The following is a 17,612-nucleotide window of genomic DNA, read 5'->3' on the forward strand; positions in this document are numbered from 1 at the left end:
TCTAAATCACTCCGAAGTGTTTCAAAGCCTTTGCAATTCCATCTTCATCTACAGAAGCAGTTATATAATCTGCCGTCTGCTTTACATCATCTTTGGCATTTCCCATAGCGACACCAATGGCAGCATGACGCAACATGCTGATATCATTACCTCCGTCACCGAATGACATAGTCTCTTCCAGTTTAAGACCAAAATGTGCAATCATCTCGTCAATACCTTTTTGCTTTGTATTTCCTTTTGCTGTGATATCTGCAAAAGCCGGAAACCAACGTCCGGATTCGCTATTCGGAATCAACGATTGTATCTCTTTCTCTTCTTCTACGGTAATAAACGGAGTCATCTGAAAAATTTCTTCTTGTATGGCTTCCTCAAAAGTCTTCACCGGCATCTTGTTCACATGCAGGAAGTCGTAAAATATCTGATGAACCAGTTCATTGGGTTGACAAACAGACAAGTTGTGTTCGCTGACAAAAATGCAAGGATATCCTTTCTTCTCACAGATTTGTGCCAATGTCTGTACTTCACCGGGAAGAATAGCACTCTTATAAATAACTTCATCACCCACAAAACAATAAGCTCCGTTCATAGTGATGTAACCGTCTATCAATCCAAGATCCTGAATGGCAGACAAATTGTTGATAATCGCTTTCGGACGTCCTGTGGCGATAAAAATCTTAATTCCTTTCTTGTGAGCGGCAATCAACGCCTCGATAGTAGAGACCGGGATAGCGTGCGTATCAAAACTCACTAATGTACCGTCGATATCAAAAAACAGGGCTTTCGTCATAGTGTTCCTTTTTATGCTACAAAAGTACAAAAAAGAAGTAGAACGACTGCGGTTTTATTTAATCTTTGCGAACGTTAATGCTTATCGGGTAATGGCAGAATGACGCTATCGTTTCCATCAACCATATATACATGACATTCATCCGCAGAAACAATAAAGGCTTCTTCTATAACAACTTGTTCGTTCTTATAACCAAGAAACTTGATTTTTAAGGGCTTATTTTCCAATTCCTTCCGGTAATCATCGTTCATGACCGGATATTGCCCGCTATCTTTATAATACGCATCCATACCAAACTCCATTTTTTGTCCGGTTTCTAAATTAATCGTTTCAAACTTATCCAAAATAACCGGAGTTCCATCGGTATAAACAGCACGAATATTGATCTGGCGGAAATCACATGTACAAACAATAATCTCTTCTTCTTTATCATTATGGCATCCTGCAATAACAATAAGTCCCAATAAAAGGAGAATAACAGACATTTTTTTCATAGGATGAGATATTTTTACGTTAGCATTCTTTATTAGAAAATGCATAATTATAGTAAATACTGCATATCCCCTACCACATTTGTGGTATTTTTTTCTTTCCGGATTAATTTTCTTACTTCTGTTTTCATTATGCAACAGATGAATTGTACATTTGCAAGCATATTAGTACTAAAACAGAATATTAAGATGAAATATAATTTTGATGAAATAATAGACCGCCGTGGAACGGAATCTGTAAAGTGGGATGCCGTGAGCGAACGCTGGGGACGCAATGACCTGCTTCCGATGTGGGTAGCGGATATGGATTTCCGTACTCCATCCTTCGTAATGAATGCTTTGAGAAAACGGTTGGAACACGAAGTACTGGGTTATACTTTTGCCTGCGAAGAGTGGTATACTTCCATTATCAATTGGTTGCAGAGTCGCCATGGCTGGAAAGTTAAGCGTGAAGAACTGACTTTTATGCCGGGTATTGTCCGTGGATTGGCATTTGCCATACAATGTTTCACAGAAAAGGGCGATAAAGTAATGGTGATGCCGCCTGTATACCATCCTTTTTTTCTGGTAACAGAGAAAAATAAGCGTGAAGTGGTGTATAGTCCGTTGGTACTTCGTGACGGACAGTATTATATTGACTTTGACCGTTTCCGTAAAGACATACAGGGATGTAAGCTATTGATTCTTAGCAATCCGCACAACCCCGGAGGTCGTGTATGGACACGGGAAGAACTGGAACAAATAGCTGAAATATGCTATGAAAGCAAGACACTCGTCATCTCTGACGAAATTCATGCCGATCTGACCTTACCACCGTATCAGCATATCACTTTTGCACTTGTGTCAGAGAAAGCACGTCAAAATTCACTCGTGTTCATGTCTCCCAGCAAAGCATTTAATATGCCGGGACTGGCAAGCTCGTACTGCATCATCGAGAACAAAGAGATATGTCGCTGTTTTCAGGAATACATGGAGGCAAGCGAGCTTAGCGAAGGACACTTGTTCGCTTACCTTAGTGTAGCTGCCGCCTATAGTAACGGCACCGAATGGCTCGATCAGGTTCTTGCCTATATTCAGTCGAATATCGATTTCACAGATGCCTTTCTTAGCGAATATATTCCGAATATTAAAATGATTCGTCCACAGGCTTCTTACCTCGTTTTTCTTGATTGCAGAACATTGGGACTGAATCAAAAAGAGTTGGTAGACCTTTTTGTGGACGGTGCACATCTTGCACTAAACGACGGAACTATGTTTGGTAAAGAAGGTGAAGGTTTCATGCGACTCAATGTAGCCTGCCCACGCAGTGTGCTCGAAAAAGCATTAAAACAATTGAAAAAAGCATGTGACAACCGATAAACAATAATAAACAGAGAATTAATAACTAAAGATAAAATGAATAAGAACAGCTTTGAAGCGGAACTTCTGCATACTCCTTTTGATAAAGAAGATGCTTATCATTCACTCTCCATGCCGGTATATAATACTGCTGCTTATGAATTTGATACGGCGGAAGCTATGGAGGAAGCTTTTTGCGGACGTACGGCAGATCATGCATATTCGCGAATAACCAATCCCACCGTTCAGTATTTTGAGAAACGTATTCAAACAATCACAGGTGCGCTAAGCGTCACAGCATTGAATTCCGGTATGGCGGCTATCAGCAATATCTTTTTCACATTGGCACAAGCAGGAGCCAACATTGTTACTTCCGCCCACCTTTTCGGTAATACTTATTCATTTTTTAAAAGTACGCTCGCTGCATTCGGAGTTGAAGTTCGCTTTTGCGACCTTACAAACCCCGAAGCTGTTCGTGCTCAGGTTGATGAAAACACCTGCGCCGTCTTTCTTGAAGTTATCACCAATCCCCAGCTTGAAGTAGCCGATTTAAAAGTACTCTCCGGCATAGCACACCAGATAGGTGCTCCTTTGATAGCAGATACTACTGTTGTGCCGTTTCACATCTTTCATGCCAATGAATTCGGGGTAGATATCGAGATTGTTTCCAGTACCAAATACATTTCTGGCGGAGCCACCAGTCTGGGTGGTCTTATTCTCGATTATGGCACCTTCGACTGGAGGAACTCGAAAAAACTTCGTTCCATGGCAGATCAGTTTGGTGCTTCTACCTTTACTGCGAAGTTACGTAAGGAAATCCACCGTAATTTAGGTGCATACATGACTCCCCAGGTTGCTTATATGCAGACGTTAGGTATCGAAACTATGGAAGTACGCTATGCACGGCAGGCTGCCACTTGCCTACAGTTAGCACAACGCCTGCAAACCCTGCCTCAAGTGGAAGCGGTTAACTATACCGGCCTCGAATCCAATCCGTTTTATCAATTAAGTACGAAACAATTTGGTGCTTATCCCGGTGCTATGCTTACATTTGACCTTGCATCACGCGAAGCCTGCTTCCGTTTTATGAATCGCTTGCAGCTCATTCGGCGGGCAACCAATTTATTTGATAATAAAACACTTGCCATTCATCCGGCCAGCACTATCTACGGTTCTTTCACCGAAGAACAACGGCAAAGCATGGATGTCAGTCCAAAAACAATCCGCCTCTCGGTTGGGCTTGAAAGTGCAGAAGACTTACTAACCGATATCAGCCAGGCATTAGTATAACCCTGCCTGAGAAATTCTACGGATTATATCGTTTTCCACAAACTAATATTTTATTTCACTTATTGTGAGAAAATATTAGTCTGTGGAATTTTTATATACTAAATATAGAAGTCTGTTTCAAGTTTTATTCAAAGCTGATCCGAAATGAATCAGTTCACCACAGAGGACACGGAGGGCACAGAGATATTATTTTCTCTGATGAAACGCGGATGATCGCAGATTAAAAAACTGTAGTTCTTTATTTTATCGTTATTTCCCTTTGCGAGAATTTGCGTTCATCTGCGTTTCAATAAAAATTTAAACTCTGTGCCCTCTGCGACCTCTGTGGTGAAATACATTCAAAACCGTACAAAAACGAGTTAACTACGTTATTATAATCTTTCTTCATAAAAAACATTAATACATATAAGAATATCTTCCTTTTCCATTGTTTATACTAAAATAATAATGATATATTTGTGATATCAAAATGATATCACTAAAATCACGACTTATGGAAACAAAAGAAACTCTTTTCACTGGCTTTAAGATGAATGGTTTTGCCATGCTGTTTATTATTGCTTTATTACTGGGAGTAAGTATCGCTTCGTTCTTTCTCATTGTTCGCCCCAATGGTTTCACTGTCACTACAGGACTTTTGGGAATCCTTATTTCGATGCTTTTTATACCTGGATTCAATCGCCTGGAACCAAACGAAGCCCGTACTATGGTTTTCTTCGGCAAATACAAAGGTACATTCAAAGAAACCGGTTTCTTTTGGATGAATCCCTTCCTGGATGCAAAAAAGCTTTCTCTCCGCGCTCGTAACCTTGACATAGAACCTATCAAAGTAAATGATAAAATCGGAAACCCGATTCTTATCGGACTGGTACTCGTATGGAAATTAAAAGATACCTATAAAGCCATGTTTGAGATAGACTCTCAAACCATGGCCAACGTGGCAACCGGTAGTAATGCTGTAGCCAGTCGTATGAATGCCTTTGAGAATTTCGTGATGATACAGAGTGATGCCGCTCTCCGACAGGTAGCCGGACAATACGCCTATGACGATAGTGAATCCAACGTCGAAGAACTTACTCTACGCTCCGGAGGTGAAGAAATCAACGAACAACTGGAGCAAAAACTCAACGAACGGCTCGCTATGGCAGGAATGGAGGTTGTTGAAGCTCGTATCAACTACCTTGCCTATGCTCCCGAAATTGCTGCAGTCATGTTACGCCGTCAACAAGCGTCAGCCATTATCAGTGCAAGAGAAAAAATAGTAGAAGGAGCCGTTTCTATGGTAAAAATGGCACTTCATAAACTTTCGGAGGAGGAAATTGTTGAACTGGATGAAGACAAGAAAGCAGCAATGGTGAGTAACCTGCTTGTTGTACTCTGCGCTGATGAGGCTGCCCAACCAGTAGTAAATACCGGAACATTGAATCATTAATCAGAATGAATTTCGTGGCAAATACCACTAATGCTGCAAACAGAGTGTTTGAATAATAAAATAATAAATCTCTCTGCGCCTCATTATCAGACATTGATGATGGGGCGTAGGACATAAAAACAGGAATAAGTACCGTGGCTAAAAAAGAATCTTCAACTAAAAGTTTCGTTCTGCGCGTAGATGCCGAAACAATGGATGCCATTGAAAAATGGGCAGCCGATGAGTTTCGTAGTACGAACGGCCAGCTTCAGTGGATCATTGCCGAAGCGTTGAAGAAAAGTGGACGAATCAAAAAATCTAAGAATCCAAAACCGGAACAAGAAGAAGAAGAGGAAAATACATAAAATACAAGTTGTTTAAACAGACTCCCTGTATAAATCATCTCTTTAGTTTTTATTAACTACAAAAATTAGTTTATGAACTAAAACTTTTCGTTCTTTGTCTTAAACATAGATAAAGTTATGAAAGGACTAACAGCGAAAGAAGAAGAGATCATGGGTTTTTTCTGGGAAAAAGGCCCTTTATTTGTAAAAGAGATGCTGGCTTTCTATAATGAACCGAAGCCACATTTCAATACACTGTCCACCATTGTCCGCGGACTGGAGGATAAAGGTTTTCTTGCACACAATACTTATGGCAATACCTATCAATATTACGCTATCGTCAGTGAAGAAGCTTTCCGTAAGGGTACTTTAAAAAATGTCATTAGCAAATATTTCAATAACTCTTATCTTAGTGCCGTATCTTCACTGGTCAAGGAAGAAGATATCTCTCTTGATGATCTCAGGCAGCTCATTGACGAAGTAGAACGAGCAAACAAATAAAAAACGAATACTATGGGACTCTTTTTTGCCTACATACTCAAATCAGCTATTTGCCTGGCATTGTTCTACCTATTCTACAGACTGTTGCTAAGCAAAGAAACCTTTCACCGCTTCAACAGGGTTGCCCTGCTCGGGATTCTACTCCTGTCATTGCTCATTCCTCTGATTGAGGTCACTACTACCCAGCACACCGAAATGGCAAAAACGATGCTCACCCTTGAACAACTTCTGATAATGGCAAATTTCTATCAGGACACAGTCAGTGTTACTACTCCTGTAGAGGCTAATAGCAACACATTGTCGGGCATACAGATAGGGCTGATTATTTACCTTGCAGGTATTCTGTTTTTTGCCTGTCGAAATTTCTATTCACTCACCCGGTTATTACTACTGCTCCGTTCGGGTAAAAAAGAAAAATATTACTCCGGTATACAGGTTATCACACATAATAAGGAGATAGCCCCTTTTAGCTGGATGAAATATATCGTTATTTCCCGTGCTGATATCGAGGAAAACGGGCGTGAAATACTCATCCACGAAACAGCACACATCCGCAACCGTCATTCTATCGATTTACTGATAGCAGACGTCTGCATATTCTTCCAATGGTTTAATCCCGCAGCCTGGTTACTGAAACAGGAATTGCAAAACATTCATGAATATGAAGCAGATGAAACGGTTATTAAAGAAGGCGTCGATGCAAAACAATATCAACTATTATTAATTAAAAAAGCTGTCGGCACAAGGCTCTACTCTATGGCCAACAGCTTTAATCACAGTACACTTAAAAAACGTATCACTATGATGTTAAAAGAAAAATCCAATCCATGGGCACGCTTAAAGTATCTGTATGTACTCCCGTTAGCAACCATTACAGTAACAGCCTTTGCCCGTCCCGAGATCTCTGAAAAAGCTGCAGAGATTTCAGCCGTCAAAGTTAATGATTTGACAGCAATTGTAGAAACGAAAGTGGCAGAAAATATTCCTACTGCTGAGAGTACCGTAGTAAATCCAACAGTTATTCCAGCACCTCTTACCATAAAGGATACCGTGAAAACAAAACAAAAAGAGGCCGTTATCGTTACTATCTCTTCCAAAGAAGACGCTCTGTCAGATATGGAGGAAATGCCAGAGTTTCCCGGTGGTACAGAAGCCCTTAAGGAGTATCTGGATAAGAATATGAAATACCCGGCCGAAGCCAAAGAGAAAGGCACACAAGGGCGCGTTATCGTACAATTTGTAGTAGATGAAAAAGGGAAAGTGACTTCTCCTAAAATCGCACGTAGCGTAGATCCTTCCTTAGATGCAGAAGCCCTTCGGTTAATAGAGAATATGCCGCAATGGACCCCCGGCAAGAAAACAGACGAGAAAGGAAAAAGCAAAGCAGTAGCTACCCAGTACACCCTCCCTATAGCATTTCGTATGGAAAAGAGTACTTCATTTTCCATTAAAGAAAGTTTTCCAATTGAAAAAACAGACTATCCGCTCATTATCGTAGATGGCAAAGAAGTTAGTAATAATATGATGAATGCGATAAATCCGGACTGGATAGAATCTATTTCTGTACTGAAAGATGCTTCGGCAACTGCTATTTATGGTGCACGCGGAGCGAATGGTGTTATTCTGATAAATTTGAAAACCAAAGAAGAATATGCGGCCCAAAAAGAAAAACCAGCAAAAACTTTAGGTGAAAGATTAGATGCCCTCTATCAAGAAAATAATGTGAAAGCTAAAGACGTTTCCTATTTTCTGAATGACAAACCTGTTTCTGCTACAGAAATCCAGGCACTGCGCCCAGAAAAAGGTAACACATATGGAGTAAAAGTTATGGATGTATCCGGAAAAACGGAAGTAAGAATAATAACCCGATCAAATGATACAGGAATACGCATCCGTGGGGTTCGTGGAGAAGTTCAAAGCGTAAATATGCCATCGGACGGAAAGATCAGAATAGCAGGTAAAGTACAAGACACAAGCGGCAACCCTGTAGTAGGTGCCTGTGTACTTATTGAAGGAACCACCACCGGTACTGTGGCAGACCGTGATGGAACTTTCGTATTGGATGCCCCTAAAAATTCAACTCTTTCTATCAGTTATATTGATATGAAAACAGCGAAAGTAAAAGTAGAGAACACTACTCCACTTATTGTTACTCTAAAAGCTGATTAATAAACAAATACTCTCTCTCTTAATTGTTTCAACAAGGAGTGCCGGACATAGAGTCCGCCATTCCTTGTTTCATATAACTTTTAACACAATTCCCGGTTTAGTACATTATTTCACCCGTCTATTCAGTTGATTGTTCGCCTTAGCGGGTTTTGACTTTCCAATTCGTTTCCCAGTAGGCTTTGCTTTTTCGCTACTTTTAGAGCGGGAAGCACCTGAACGGGTATTATTATTTTTTATCGTCATAATTAGGTTCCTTCATAATATTCACCCAGAAAGTAACGGGCAATAAAATCCCAGTTCTTTCCTAATATTTCTTTTCCATTCTCAAAAGGCAACCGGACATCAGGGAACAAATTCCGTTCCACACCATATTTCAACAAATCAAACGGACAATACCCCTTATCCGTAAACAACTTGTAACCCTCTTTCATAGCCATTTCCTTATCATATGCCACTTCATTACGCTTATCACAAAAGAACCATGCCACACCAGGTGCTACGAGAATTCCTTTGGGGTTAGCAAAAACAACCGTATTACCAAACTCCGCATCCAGCTTATCCGGTATATCTGTCCGACTCCAGTGCAAATGTTTCACAAAAAAAGCCTCCATCTGTTCATAATGCGGGAAATACATAAGTTGCTCTCCTCCTGTAGCAGCCAAAAATAATCTCACGCTTTCCGGCAAGGCTGTATCCGTCTGTATAGAAGGTATTTCTGTTCTTTCCTTCAACAATTGCTCAGCAGGCAATACCCAGTCATCGGAAGGAATTTCACAAATTGGCGCTTGTTCAAAAACAACATCCATTGCCTCATATACATTATTTGCCAATTCTAATATCTTTTCATCAAAAGGATTGGCAATGACTGCTTCATCATCATCATTTGAATTAAGTTTCCACAGTACAAAGGCAATATCCACTTCATTTATCTCATCAGAGACATAATCTGCCGGAATTTCATAAAAAGGGAGATTACGACTATATAACTTATAACATAAATCACTAAAACGTCTCCAGCCACCATCATTTGCAATACTGTCTTCCAGATATATAGTAAGCAAGACAGCAACATTTTGTATATCTTCCGGTGTTTTATCTGTATACAACCGGGAAGAGGCGATCAGTGAAAAAAGTTCATCAGCAAATCGCAGATACCATCCGTCAGTAGAAGTAACCCTTGTACGGGAATGGCTCCGTAGCCATAAGGCCATTGGTATCTTTTTATTTTTTATCATAACTATACGTTTATTTTTTACGTAGACAAAGGTAATGATTTTCAAAACATACTATCGCGTGAGTGAGAACTTCAGACGCATACCGAAATCAGCACTGGTCACCGGATAGGAGGAAGCAGACACAAGCGGGGTGTTCTTCTGACGGTCATAATAGAGACTCACACTAAGTAAGCGGCTGAGCGTATAATCCGCAGAGAAAGATATTTTGAGTGCTTTGTTACCACTGGTAGCCTGCGTAGTGACTTGCTGAATATCCCGGCAAAGTGCAAACTGATTGCGGAAAGATACATCCGCACGCAAAGCAAGGTCATTACTTATTTTATTCTTAGAGTTCTTCGTATTACGCCCGGGGAAGAGTTCCAGTCCCATAATCTTATAACCCATGCCTACCACAAAATCCTTCGTTCCACTCTCTACTACCTGATTGGCAGCAAGGCTAAGATTCAGAATACGCGTAGTCTTGTACTCCACTTTGGTAGTGATACCATTTTTAAAAGTAACATCCACTCCAAATAAAGGAGAGAATTGCTCATTGATAGAAACAGCTGAAACATCGTATATAGATGAAGGAACAGGGATACCTGTTTGTACATCGTCTACAAATCCCAGATCGCCCATATAACTATGGAAACTCTGGAAAGTACTATAACTACCCACACTATAAGTACTACGATAACCATGGGTCAGGGTGACACTCTTGAAGTACTTCTTGAAAAATTCAAGTTTACTCAGTCCGCTATAAGTTATACGCCAGTTGGGCATCATCGAAAGTATTCCCGGGAAAATATCCAGCGAGCTTTTACCCGCATCCCTACCCGTATAAGCCGCCAGGAAGGCAGGTATCATCACACTCGAATTGTATTTACTAATACTATTAAAAGTCTGCGGATAATGCTCCATTCCCGGAAGGGAAACGCCTTGATACAATTGTTCTACTCTCTTTTGAATCACATCCAGATTTCCTAAGAAACGATTGAAAGAAGACGAGGAATATCCATTGGATGGATTATGTCGTTCAAAAGAGCTACCAATCGTTATAACAGTCATATTAAAGTTACCACTTCGTACCTCGGGCATTCCATCGTACATAAATTGTATAGAGCGGGAGTCATTGCGTGTGCGCCCTGCATTAAGGTCTATCTTCAAATCACGCAAAGGCTCCAGGGTCATACGTATCTGTAGATCTTCCTGAGCATTAGTAGTGGCAGGCTCTATATTAGAATTATTCTGAATAAGCCAGTTATTCCGGATTGCCTTATCAATATAATCTCCACCTGTCATACCAAAAGCAAAATCAAGACCGGGAGCGAAACCGGAACTCCCTCTCGTTTGTCCAAGCATATCCCCTATTTCAGGCTGGAAACCCGGCAAAGTCATAGCATATGTATTCTTATATGTAATACTTACATTACGCACCATCATAGCGACGCGTGCTGCCGATTGCGCTATTTTATACCAGGGATTATCCTCCGGCTTCGGCCCTTGGATAGCCGTCAGTTTCACCCGGACACTATCTCTGGTTTCAATACGGATCGTATTAGCATCTATCACCTTATAGCGAATAGGATAGCGATCACCATCAACCGTCAGTGCTGAAACCTTAGGCTTTTTCGAACCTAAACTGTGACGAACGGTTATAGTAGTATCTTTCTTCAACTGTATCTCTTTTTCATACCGTTTAGGTTTTGCTTTCTGCCGATTATTAGGACGACGCGTCGAAGAGGTAGTAGCAAAACGGCGATTTGTCTCTTTAAGAAAAGGCACCTTATTATATAAAGTCTCCAAATTGAGACGCCCATTCACATCAAAAGTCCGTTGGTTTGCAATTGTATTACCCATTTCTTTTCCATCAGATAGAGAGACACCACGATCCCAGCTATAAGAAGAATTGAAACGCGTATCTGCTGTCATCCAGTCTGTAACAGGGAACTTATCAAACGGCAATTTATACGTAGCATTAAATGTCTGTTGATAATCAATCGGACGTCCGAAACTAAGCAGACTACGCCGTATTGTATCTTTCTTTGCTTCATATTCATCCGGATCAAGCGTTCTGTTCACCACTCCGTAGGGTTCTTCTATTTCAGCATGAGTAGCTGACGTAAAGTTCATACGAAGATTTTTAGTCAGATCCCAACGCAAAGAGAAGTCACGATTCCAAAGAAAATCCTTTGCCACACTAACTGGTATTTCTGCCGGATCACTCAGGTTCTCCATATCACGCAACTGAAGTTCATAGTAATGCCGGTTCATGTCCGTATTGAAAGAGATATTCTGCGGCAGATAGCTCAAATTGAGTTCTTTAACGAACTTCATCCATTTTGATTTACTCTTCAATCCTTTGAACGGTTCCCAGGCTTTATATACAGGAGCATAATTGTAAGAAAGTGCCCCCCGCCAGTCCGTTTCGTTCTCATAGACAGTGGTACTACCCTGATTATGTCTGTTCGTGCGACTATAGCTCATTGTGAAGTTCCCCGGATCATAAGGCATCGGATTCTTACTGGTAACTCCCACACGCATATTACTCAAACTAAAATTCTTATAGGTCGTTATCGTATTAGCGATATTACGTAATGAATCTCGTTCGGCATTTGTAGACAAAGCATCCAGCGCATCTTTCAACAGCATATCCTGATCCAACGGATTATATTTGGGAGAAGTCTTTTCACGGGAATATGAAAAATAGACCGGTGCGCTAAGTTTCACAGCCTTCGGGAAAAAACGTCCCAACTCAAACGTAGTAGTAAACTGGTATTGATAATAATCATCCAGGCGACGTTCGCTTACACTCTGTTCCAGTCCACCAAAACCGGCAGTCTCTACATGTCCCGCCATACTGATACTTCCAAGATCCGACAACTGCACATTCATATTTCCCTGTGCTGCCCAGCCACCCTCTTCGTCAAAATCGGACAGACGCAATTCGTTTACCCAGATTTCTGCCGACTTCTTGGCACGTGAATTATTGCGCACACCAATCATCATCGTCTTCACCTCTGCAAGTGACGGATTACCTATGATACTTACCTTATTGGCTGGTTTGTCAGGGTCATATTCAGAATAAAGCTTTCCATAACTTACCCCTGAAAGCGAATTATTCTTTGTTTGGTTGCGCTTCTTCTTTATGTCAGTAAACACAGAAAGTGCAATATCCAGCATATTATCTTTAGGCCATACTATCAGTTTATCAACATCTGAGTCTCCATTATAATTGCCTGCCGGAGTTAGCTTCAACGGGATTTCGTACTCATAAAAGTTAGAACTATAATCGGAACCCAGACGAATGAAAACAGATAATTCTCCGTCTTTAGGGTCAGTTACATCGCCTGTTAAAGCCCCGGCATGAGTGAACATCTTCAACCGGCGGTACTGGCGCATATCCATCGTAGAATTTTTGTAAACAGCACGTGCATCACCCGGCGCAAGGTTTTCAACTTTCAAGCTCATAGCCTGTTCATTTTGCTGACGCAACTGTGGTTGTCCCGGATCAATAACACGACTAATACCCGGAGGCATCACATAGTTAATAGGTGTCTTATCCCCATTCTCTTCAATATTAACGGTTGAAACATCCAAGGTACCTGTCACTGTAGGTGCAGGATTCTGAAGGTTGTACAACGGATCTGTATACGTACGCCAATCACCACGTACCAGTTCGAGAGTGGCAAAACGCAAAATCACAGGTTTAGAAAACCCGGTAAGGAACATACGCATAAACCGTATCGACTTGAAATCTCTGATACTTCCAACAGGTGTACCACTGCGTACTGGCACTTTAAACTGATACCAGGTCACCTCTTCCGTTTGGCCGTTACGCAATTTCACTTTAGTGACACGCTTATCGGTAATATTGTTCGTACCCACTTTCAATTCAGATGGAGTCAGATGAATACGATACTGGAAATATTTTTCTGTTTCCGAAAGTGTATTATCCTGATTAATATCTTCTATATCAGGAGAAGTCTTAGCAGCCGTCGGATACCCCTCAGGAGAATCTTCATTAGCGGCCGAGTTCCCTTCGGTATTATTGATATATTTGTAACGTTCGAGAATACTCTTTTCCTCTGCATCGTAATCGGAACCCCGGAAATAATGATATTTATCACCTGCAGGCGACTCGTAGAACTTTTCAAAAACAGAAGCATTCAATTTTGGCCGGATTTCTTCCAAATACTTAACATAAGTAGGATAAGCACGTTCATCTTCTACCGAAAGTCCATTCAATCCGACATCCTGCTTTTTGCGTGCTCCTGCCGTATTATCAAAAGCATATACAAGGCTACGATCTTTAGGAACACGCCCCCAGTTTGTATAGTCTACTTTTGATTCATCACCATCAATAGGCAAACCGTTTTCAAAAAACTTCTTACCATCTTTCAGGATATCCTCAGATACATCTCCTAAATTAAGATACAGATATCCGCCCTCTGTTGTACTCCGAGCATTTTTTCTACGTGTATTATCCGCTCCCGGTTCATCTCCATCTGCATAAATAAAAGGATCGAGCAACCAAAATTCAACATATTCAATATTGGCCTTCTCAAAATCGGTTGTTTCAATCTTACGCATCATACCTCCCCACCGCTTTTCCGGTTCCAGCAAGTTACCATTTTCGTCAAGGTCTCTATCCAGATTGTAAGGACCACGTTCCTGAGGGTAGTAAGCCACATTCAATATAGACATAGTAGATGCTTCCATATTATTCAGCTCCTTTTTGGGATACAACTCAGATTCGTACACCTCACGAACATAATGATTCGAGAGTTGATCGAGGTCATTCTTTATGTGTGTCGGAGTAAGTGAAGAGTTACGGCGCGTAAATAATCCGTCGATATGATACCATGCCAATAAAGCACGATTCTTTCCATAGGGAATACTATCAGACAATCTCGATTCGGGAAACAATTCGAGATTATCAGGTCCCGTTGCCTTAAAGGGTGTAGAAGAGAGTTGCCAATACAAAGGCTGATGCAGATCGATACCACTTTGTGCACTCTCAAAATCATCTATATAAGAAGAGTTGTCCTGCAATCCTCCCCCATGTCCCGGAAGAAGCTGAGCAAATTCCAATCCGAGATTAATATTGGAAGGAGCAGTAGCCTCCACAAACGGCAACTTATCTACCATATTAGTTAACCATTGGCTTTCACGTTTCCAGGAGGCATTCAACCCCCACAAGGTGTTCGATATAGGTTCGTCTCCCATAGCCACTTTGGTAGTCAGTGGTTTCTCTTTCAGATACATCACAGTACCTCCGAACTGGAAATCAGGCGAAAAATCATACGTAAAGTTCAATCCCAGCATTGTCTTACGCTGCATATTATAAGATGTATTGCTTTCGAGATTTACACTGATAGGAGTTCCGGCATCAATAATACTCTGATTGAGAATCGTAACTACTCCCATTGTATAATCGACCGAATAGTCGGAATTTTCAGTCAGTGTCCGTCCACCGGCCGTAACACGTACCGATCCCCGTGGCACATTCATCGAACCAAGACGTATTTCATTGGCAGACGAAGCACGATATTCACCTTGTAAACGGAATTTATTCTTCTCAGCCAACTGACGCGCTACGGTAAGAGTAGAGTCATATAATTCCTTGAAAACATATTTCTTAGCAATGTTCGGGTTATCAAATTTTGTCTCCAGATACGATCCAAAAGGCTCTACTACCGGAAAAAAGATACGGCCATTCTGTGCATTGACCGTATATCCCTCCACAAAATCGAAAAAGCCGTCACCTCCTAGCTGATTCTTACTATTCAAGCGATCCAGATTCATTACTTTAAGTAAAGGTATCTTATTGATCTTACCCTCCGGAATATAACGTAAATAAACTCCGGTGGTGTCACTCAGATAAGTAATATTTAATGTAAATTTTTCTTTCTGTACCTGATAGGCATTCAGTGAGTAAACGTTCTTCATCATCAGGTCCCAGCAAGCAGCATCCGGAGAGTTGGAAGTATTTTTTAGCAGTTTAACGAAAAGACAGTCGGATGTCTCCTTGATATCGGATGAAAACTCACCGACCTGATAGGTCTTTCCATTAATGGTATAATCAAAAGCTACAGCGAGTACTTCATCTGATTGTAAAGTCTGTTTTAAAGAGATGTAACCTAAAGTAGTATTCACTGTATACTCCGAGGAAGTCAACAACCGGGCCGTCTCTATCTTTTCATAATTCATGCCGCTTTCCATCCCAGGAATGGATCCTATCACAGAATTTACTGCACTTATATTACGTGCAGCACTATAGGTGCTTGTCATCTGCTGATAAAGATTATTATCACCATTAGCAGGTGGAAGGGTGTCCTTAGAGATTGCGATCCACGGAGCTCCCTTACTAATATAGGCTTGAGACTCTCCTAAATCCGTAAAAGCTACAATATTACGCGGGTTCTCATAATTACCTCGCTTATTCGTTACCCAAACCTCAACCCGGTTAATTTTCACTCCGGAAAGAATATTAGGTAATTGTGCCATATTATGGTCATACGTATCGCGAAAATAGTGTGCCAGAAAGAAGTGCCGGTTCTCATCATATTCATCTGCTGAGAAATCAAAAGGAATGGTCTGTGCCCCTCCTTTACTATTAACGGTTTTTGATTCACTCTCCTGCTGGCTGATCACTGTTTGCAACTTTAACTTTCCAAACTGTAAATCGGCACGCACACCAAACAAAGAAGTAGCACCGCGTATCAACGAGTTGCCGGTAGTCATACTCACGTTACCCGCTTCAAGCAGTTTTATTATCTCATCCTCTTTGCCCTCATATTTCAGTTTCAGTTTTTTACTGTCGAAGTCAAAAGTAGCGTCCGTATTATAATTCATGTCAAGGTTTACCTTATCCCCGACCTTACCATTGACATTAATATTAATTTTCTCATCAAAATCAAATCCCCAGGTTTTACGCATACTTTCAGGCAAAGTAGGGTTCTGAACATTGTTGTACTTTACTCCCAAACTGAGTTCTGCACTTCCCTGAGTACGAATCTGAACACCACCCGGACCAAATATTTTTTCAGCCGGACCAAGATTAAATTTCATATTCGTAAAGTCAAACTCCTCTTTTCCCTTAGAAAATACGGAGTCATTACGCTGACGGTAGTAATTCTGCATGGAGCGTTTCATACTCCAATCTAAGTACTCAGCGGGAGTCATTATGATAGGAACGTCCATTTCCTGCCCGCCGATAATAGTACGGATCAAATAGCGATTGGTCAATGCATCATACTCTACCTTTTCCTCAACAATGGGCATAGGTTGCAGTATCTGCGCTGCAACAGGCAAACTTCCTAAAAATAAGAATAATATGACAATGGAGTAATGTGCCAATATGCCAATATGCCAATGTGCCAATGTGCCAACGAACCTGCGATATAACAGCACAGCACATTGGCACATCGATACATTAGCATATTGGCACATCATTCTCATAATCTCTTCAAGGCCAGTTTTATCACTTGTTCTACAGCAGCATCAGGTTCTTCCTTCAAAATGGCAAGTACTACCTTTTGTGAGGGAGCCGCAGCAAACCCAAGCATCGTCAATGCAGCAACAGCTTCTTCCTGTATTTCCGTATTCATGGCAGACAGCAAAGTACTCTGCCCTCCCCCTGCTACTGGCGCAGCAGTCTTTATTTTATCTTTTAAATCTACAATCACACGCTGTGCAGTTTTCAATCCGATCCCCTTCACAGTCTTCAGCAAATTAGCATTTTCCGTACTGATAACGTTAACTAACTCCGACGGCGAAAGTGCCGAAAGAATCATTCGTGCCGTATTGCCACCAATACCCGATACAGAGATCAACAACAAAAAGAGTTCACGTTCCTGTTTATCAGCAAAGCCATACAGCACATACGCATCTTCGCGAATGGCTTCATGAATATATAGTTTACAAGTGTTTTTCCCTTGAATTGCAGAGTATGTATTTAATGAAATATTCACGGCATACCCCAAACCGTTACAATCGATTATTGCTGTTGCCGGACTAAGTTCGGCAATCTCGCCTTTGACGTATTCTATCATAATACTTTAT

Annotated in this window: 11 protein-coding genes; 6 read left to right on the forward strand and 5 right to left on the reverse strand. The window is 41.1% G+C overall.

What is annotated here, in order from left to right:
- Position 1: 1 nt before the first annotated feature.
- Both ACESQI_RS07695 and ACESQI_RS07700 read right to left on the reverse strand, forming a co-directional pair.
- Positions 2 to 787 (reverse strand): Cof-type HAD-IIB family hydrolase, encoded by a 786-nt coding sequence (locus ACESQI_RS07695; protein WP_002562429.1) that lies wholly within the window; start codon positions 785 to 787, stop codon positions 2 to 4.
- Between the two features lie 74 nt (positions 788 to 861).
- Positions 862 to 1,281 (reverse strand): hypothetical protein, encoded by a 420-nt coding sequence (locus tag ACESQI_RS07700; protein WP_002562430.1) that lies wholly within the window; start codon positions 1,279 to 1,281, stop codon positions 862 to 864.
- Positions 1,282 to 1,467: 186 nt separating this feature from the next.
- Here ACESQI_RS07700 and ACESQI_RS07705 point away from each other — a divergent pair, with 186 nt between their 5' ends.
- From ACESQI_RS07705 to ACESQI_RS07730, 6 genes are all read left to right on the forward strand, one after another.
- Positions 1,468 to 2,637, forward strand: coding sequence for a MalY/PatB family protein (locus ACESQI_RS07705; protein WP_007487076.1), 1,170 nt, complete (start codon positions 1,468 to 1,470; stop codon positions 2,635 to 2,637).
- Positions 2,638 to 2,673: 36 nt separating this feature from the next.
- Positions 2,674 to 3,906, forward strand: a complete 1,233-nt coding sequence (locus ACESQI_RS07710) for a PLP-dependent transferase (protein WP_007487075.1) — start codon at positions 2,674 to 2,676, stop codon at positions 3,904 to 3,906.
- 493 nt (positions 3,907 to 4,399) lie between these two features.
- A complete protein-coding gene (locus ACESQI_RS07715; RefSeq protein ID WP_007487074.1) occupies positions 4,400 to 5,338 on the forward strand; it encodes an SPFH domain-containing protein in 939 nt (312 codons plus the stop codon).
- A gap of 134 nt (positions 5,339 to 5,472) precedes the next feature.
- Positions 5,473 to 5,682: an Arc family DNA-binding protein gene (locus tag ACESQI_RS07720; protein ID WP_195661356.1), complete on the forward strand. Its 210-nt coding sequence runs from the start codon at positions 5,473 to 5,475 to the stop codon at positions 5,680 to 5,682.
- 117 nt (positions 5,683 to 5,799) lie between these two features.
- Positions 5,800 to 6,162 carry a BlaI/MecI/CopY family transcriptional regulator gene (locus ACESQI_RS07725; protein WP_007487070.1) on the forward strand — a complete coding sequence of 121 codons (363 nt, stop codon included), beginning with the start codon at positions 5,800 to 5,802 and terminating at the stop codon, positions 6,160 to 6,162.
- 12 nt (positions 6,163 to 6,174) lie between these two features.
- Positions 6,175 to 8,331: a TonB family protein gene (locus ACESQI_RS07730; RefSeq protein WP_007487068.1), complete on the forward strand. Its 2,157-nt coding sequence runs from the start codon at positions 6,175 to 6,177 to the stop codon at positions 8,329 to 8,331.
- 245 nt (positions 8,332 to 8,576) lie between these two features.
- Here ACESQI_RS07730 and ACESQI_RS07735 read toward each other — a convergent pair whose 3' ends face one another.
- From ACESQI_RS07735 to ruvA, 3 genes are read right to left on the reverse strand one after another with little or no spacing between them, the layout of a single operon-like run.
- Positions 8,577 to 9,566, reverse strand: coding sequence for a DUF3843 family protein (locus tag ACESQI_RS07735; RefSeq protein ID WP_232302077.1), 990 nt, complete (start codon positions 9,564 to 9,566; stop codon positions 8,577 to 8,579).
- A gap of 51 nt (positions 9,567 to 9,617) precedes the next feature.
- Complete coding sequence (gene sprA / locus ACESQI_RS07740) at positions 9,618 to 17,009, reverse strand: cell surface protein SprA (RefSeq protein ID WP_373125674.1); 7,392 nt, start codon at positions 17,007 to 17,009, stop codon at positions 9,618 to 9,620.
- A complete protein-coding gene (gene ruvA, locus ACESQI_RS07745) occupies positions 17,006 to 17,602 on the reverse strand; it encodes a Holliday junction branch migration protein RuvA (protein ID WP_002562440.1) in 597 nt (198 codons plus the stop codon). Before ruvA ends, sprA begins: the two co-directional genes overlap by 4 nt.
- Positions 17,603 to 17,612 lie beyond the last annotated feature (10 nt).

This window comes from Bacteroides sp. HPS0048 (assembly GCF_964240755.1).
Classification (GTDB): Bacteria; Bacteroidota; Bacteroidia; order Bacteroidales; family Bacteroidaceae; genus Bacteroides; species Bacteroides nordii.

What these genes read in the sequence shown, in the direction of transcription:
- ACESQI_RS07695 (WP_002562429.1), bottom strand. Translation starts at nt 787, where the DNA reads ATGACGAAAGCCCTGTTTTTTGATATCGACGGTACATTAGTGAGTTTT.
- ACESQI_RS07700 (WP_002562430.1), bottom strand. Translation starts at nt 1,281, where the DNA reads ATGAAAAAAATGTCTGTTATTCTCCTTTTATTGGGACTTATTGTTATT.
- ACESQI_RS07705 (WP_007487076.1), top strand. Translation starts at nt 1,468, where the DNA reads ATGAAATATAATTTTGATGAAATAATAGACCGCCGTGGAACGGAATCT.
- ACESQI_RS07710 (WP_007487075.1), top strand. Translation starts at nt 2,674, where the DNA reads ATGAATAAGAACAGCTTTGAAGCGGAACTTCTGCATACTCCTTTTGAT.
- ACESQI_RS07715 (WP_007487074.1), top strand. Translation starts at nt 4,400, where the DNA reads ATGGAAACAAAAGAAACTCTTTTCACTGGCTTTAAGATGAATGGTTTT.
- ACESQI_RS07725 (WP_007487070.1), top strand. Translation starts at nt 5,800, where the DNA reads ATGAAAGGACTAACAGCGAAAGAAGAAGAGATCATGGGTTTTTTCTGG.
- ACESQI_RS07730 (WP_007487068.1), top strand. Translation starts at nt 6,175, where the DNA reads ATGGGACTCTTTTTTGCCTACATACTCAAATCAGCTATTTGCCTGGCA.
- ACESQI_RS07735 (WP_232302077.1), bottom strand. Translation starts at nt 9,566, where the DNA reads ATGATAAAAAATAAAAAGATACCAATGGCCTTATGGCTACGGAGCCAT.
- sprA (WP_373125674.1), bottom strand. Translation starts at nt 17,009, where the DNA reads ATGAGAATGATGTGCCAATATGCTAATGTATCGATGTGCCAATGTGCT.
- ruvA (WP_002562440.1), bottom strand. Translation starts at nt 17,602, where the DNA reads ATGATAGAATACGTCAAAGGCGAGATTGCCGAACTTAGTCCGGCAACA.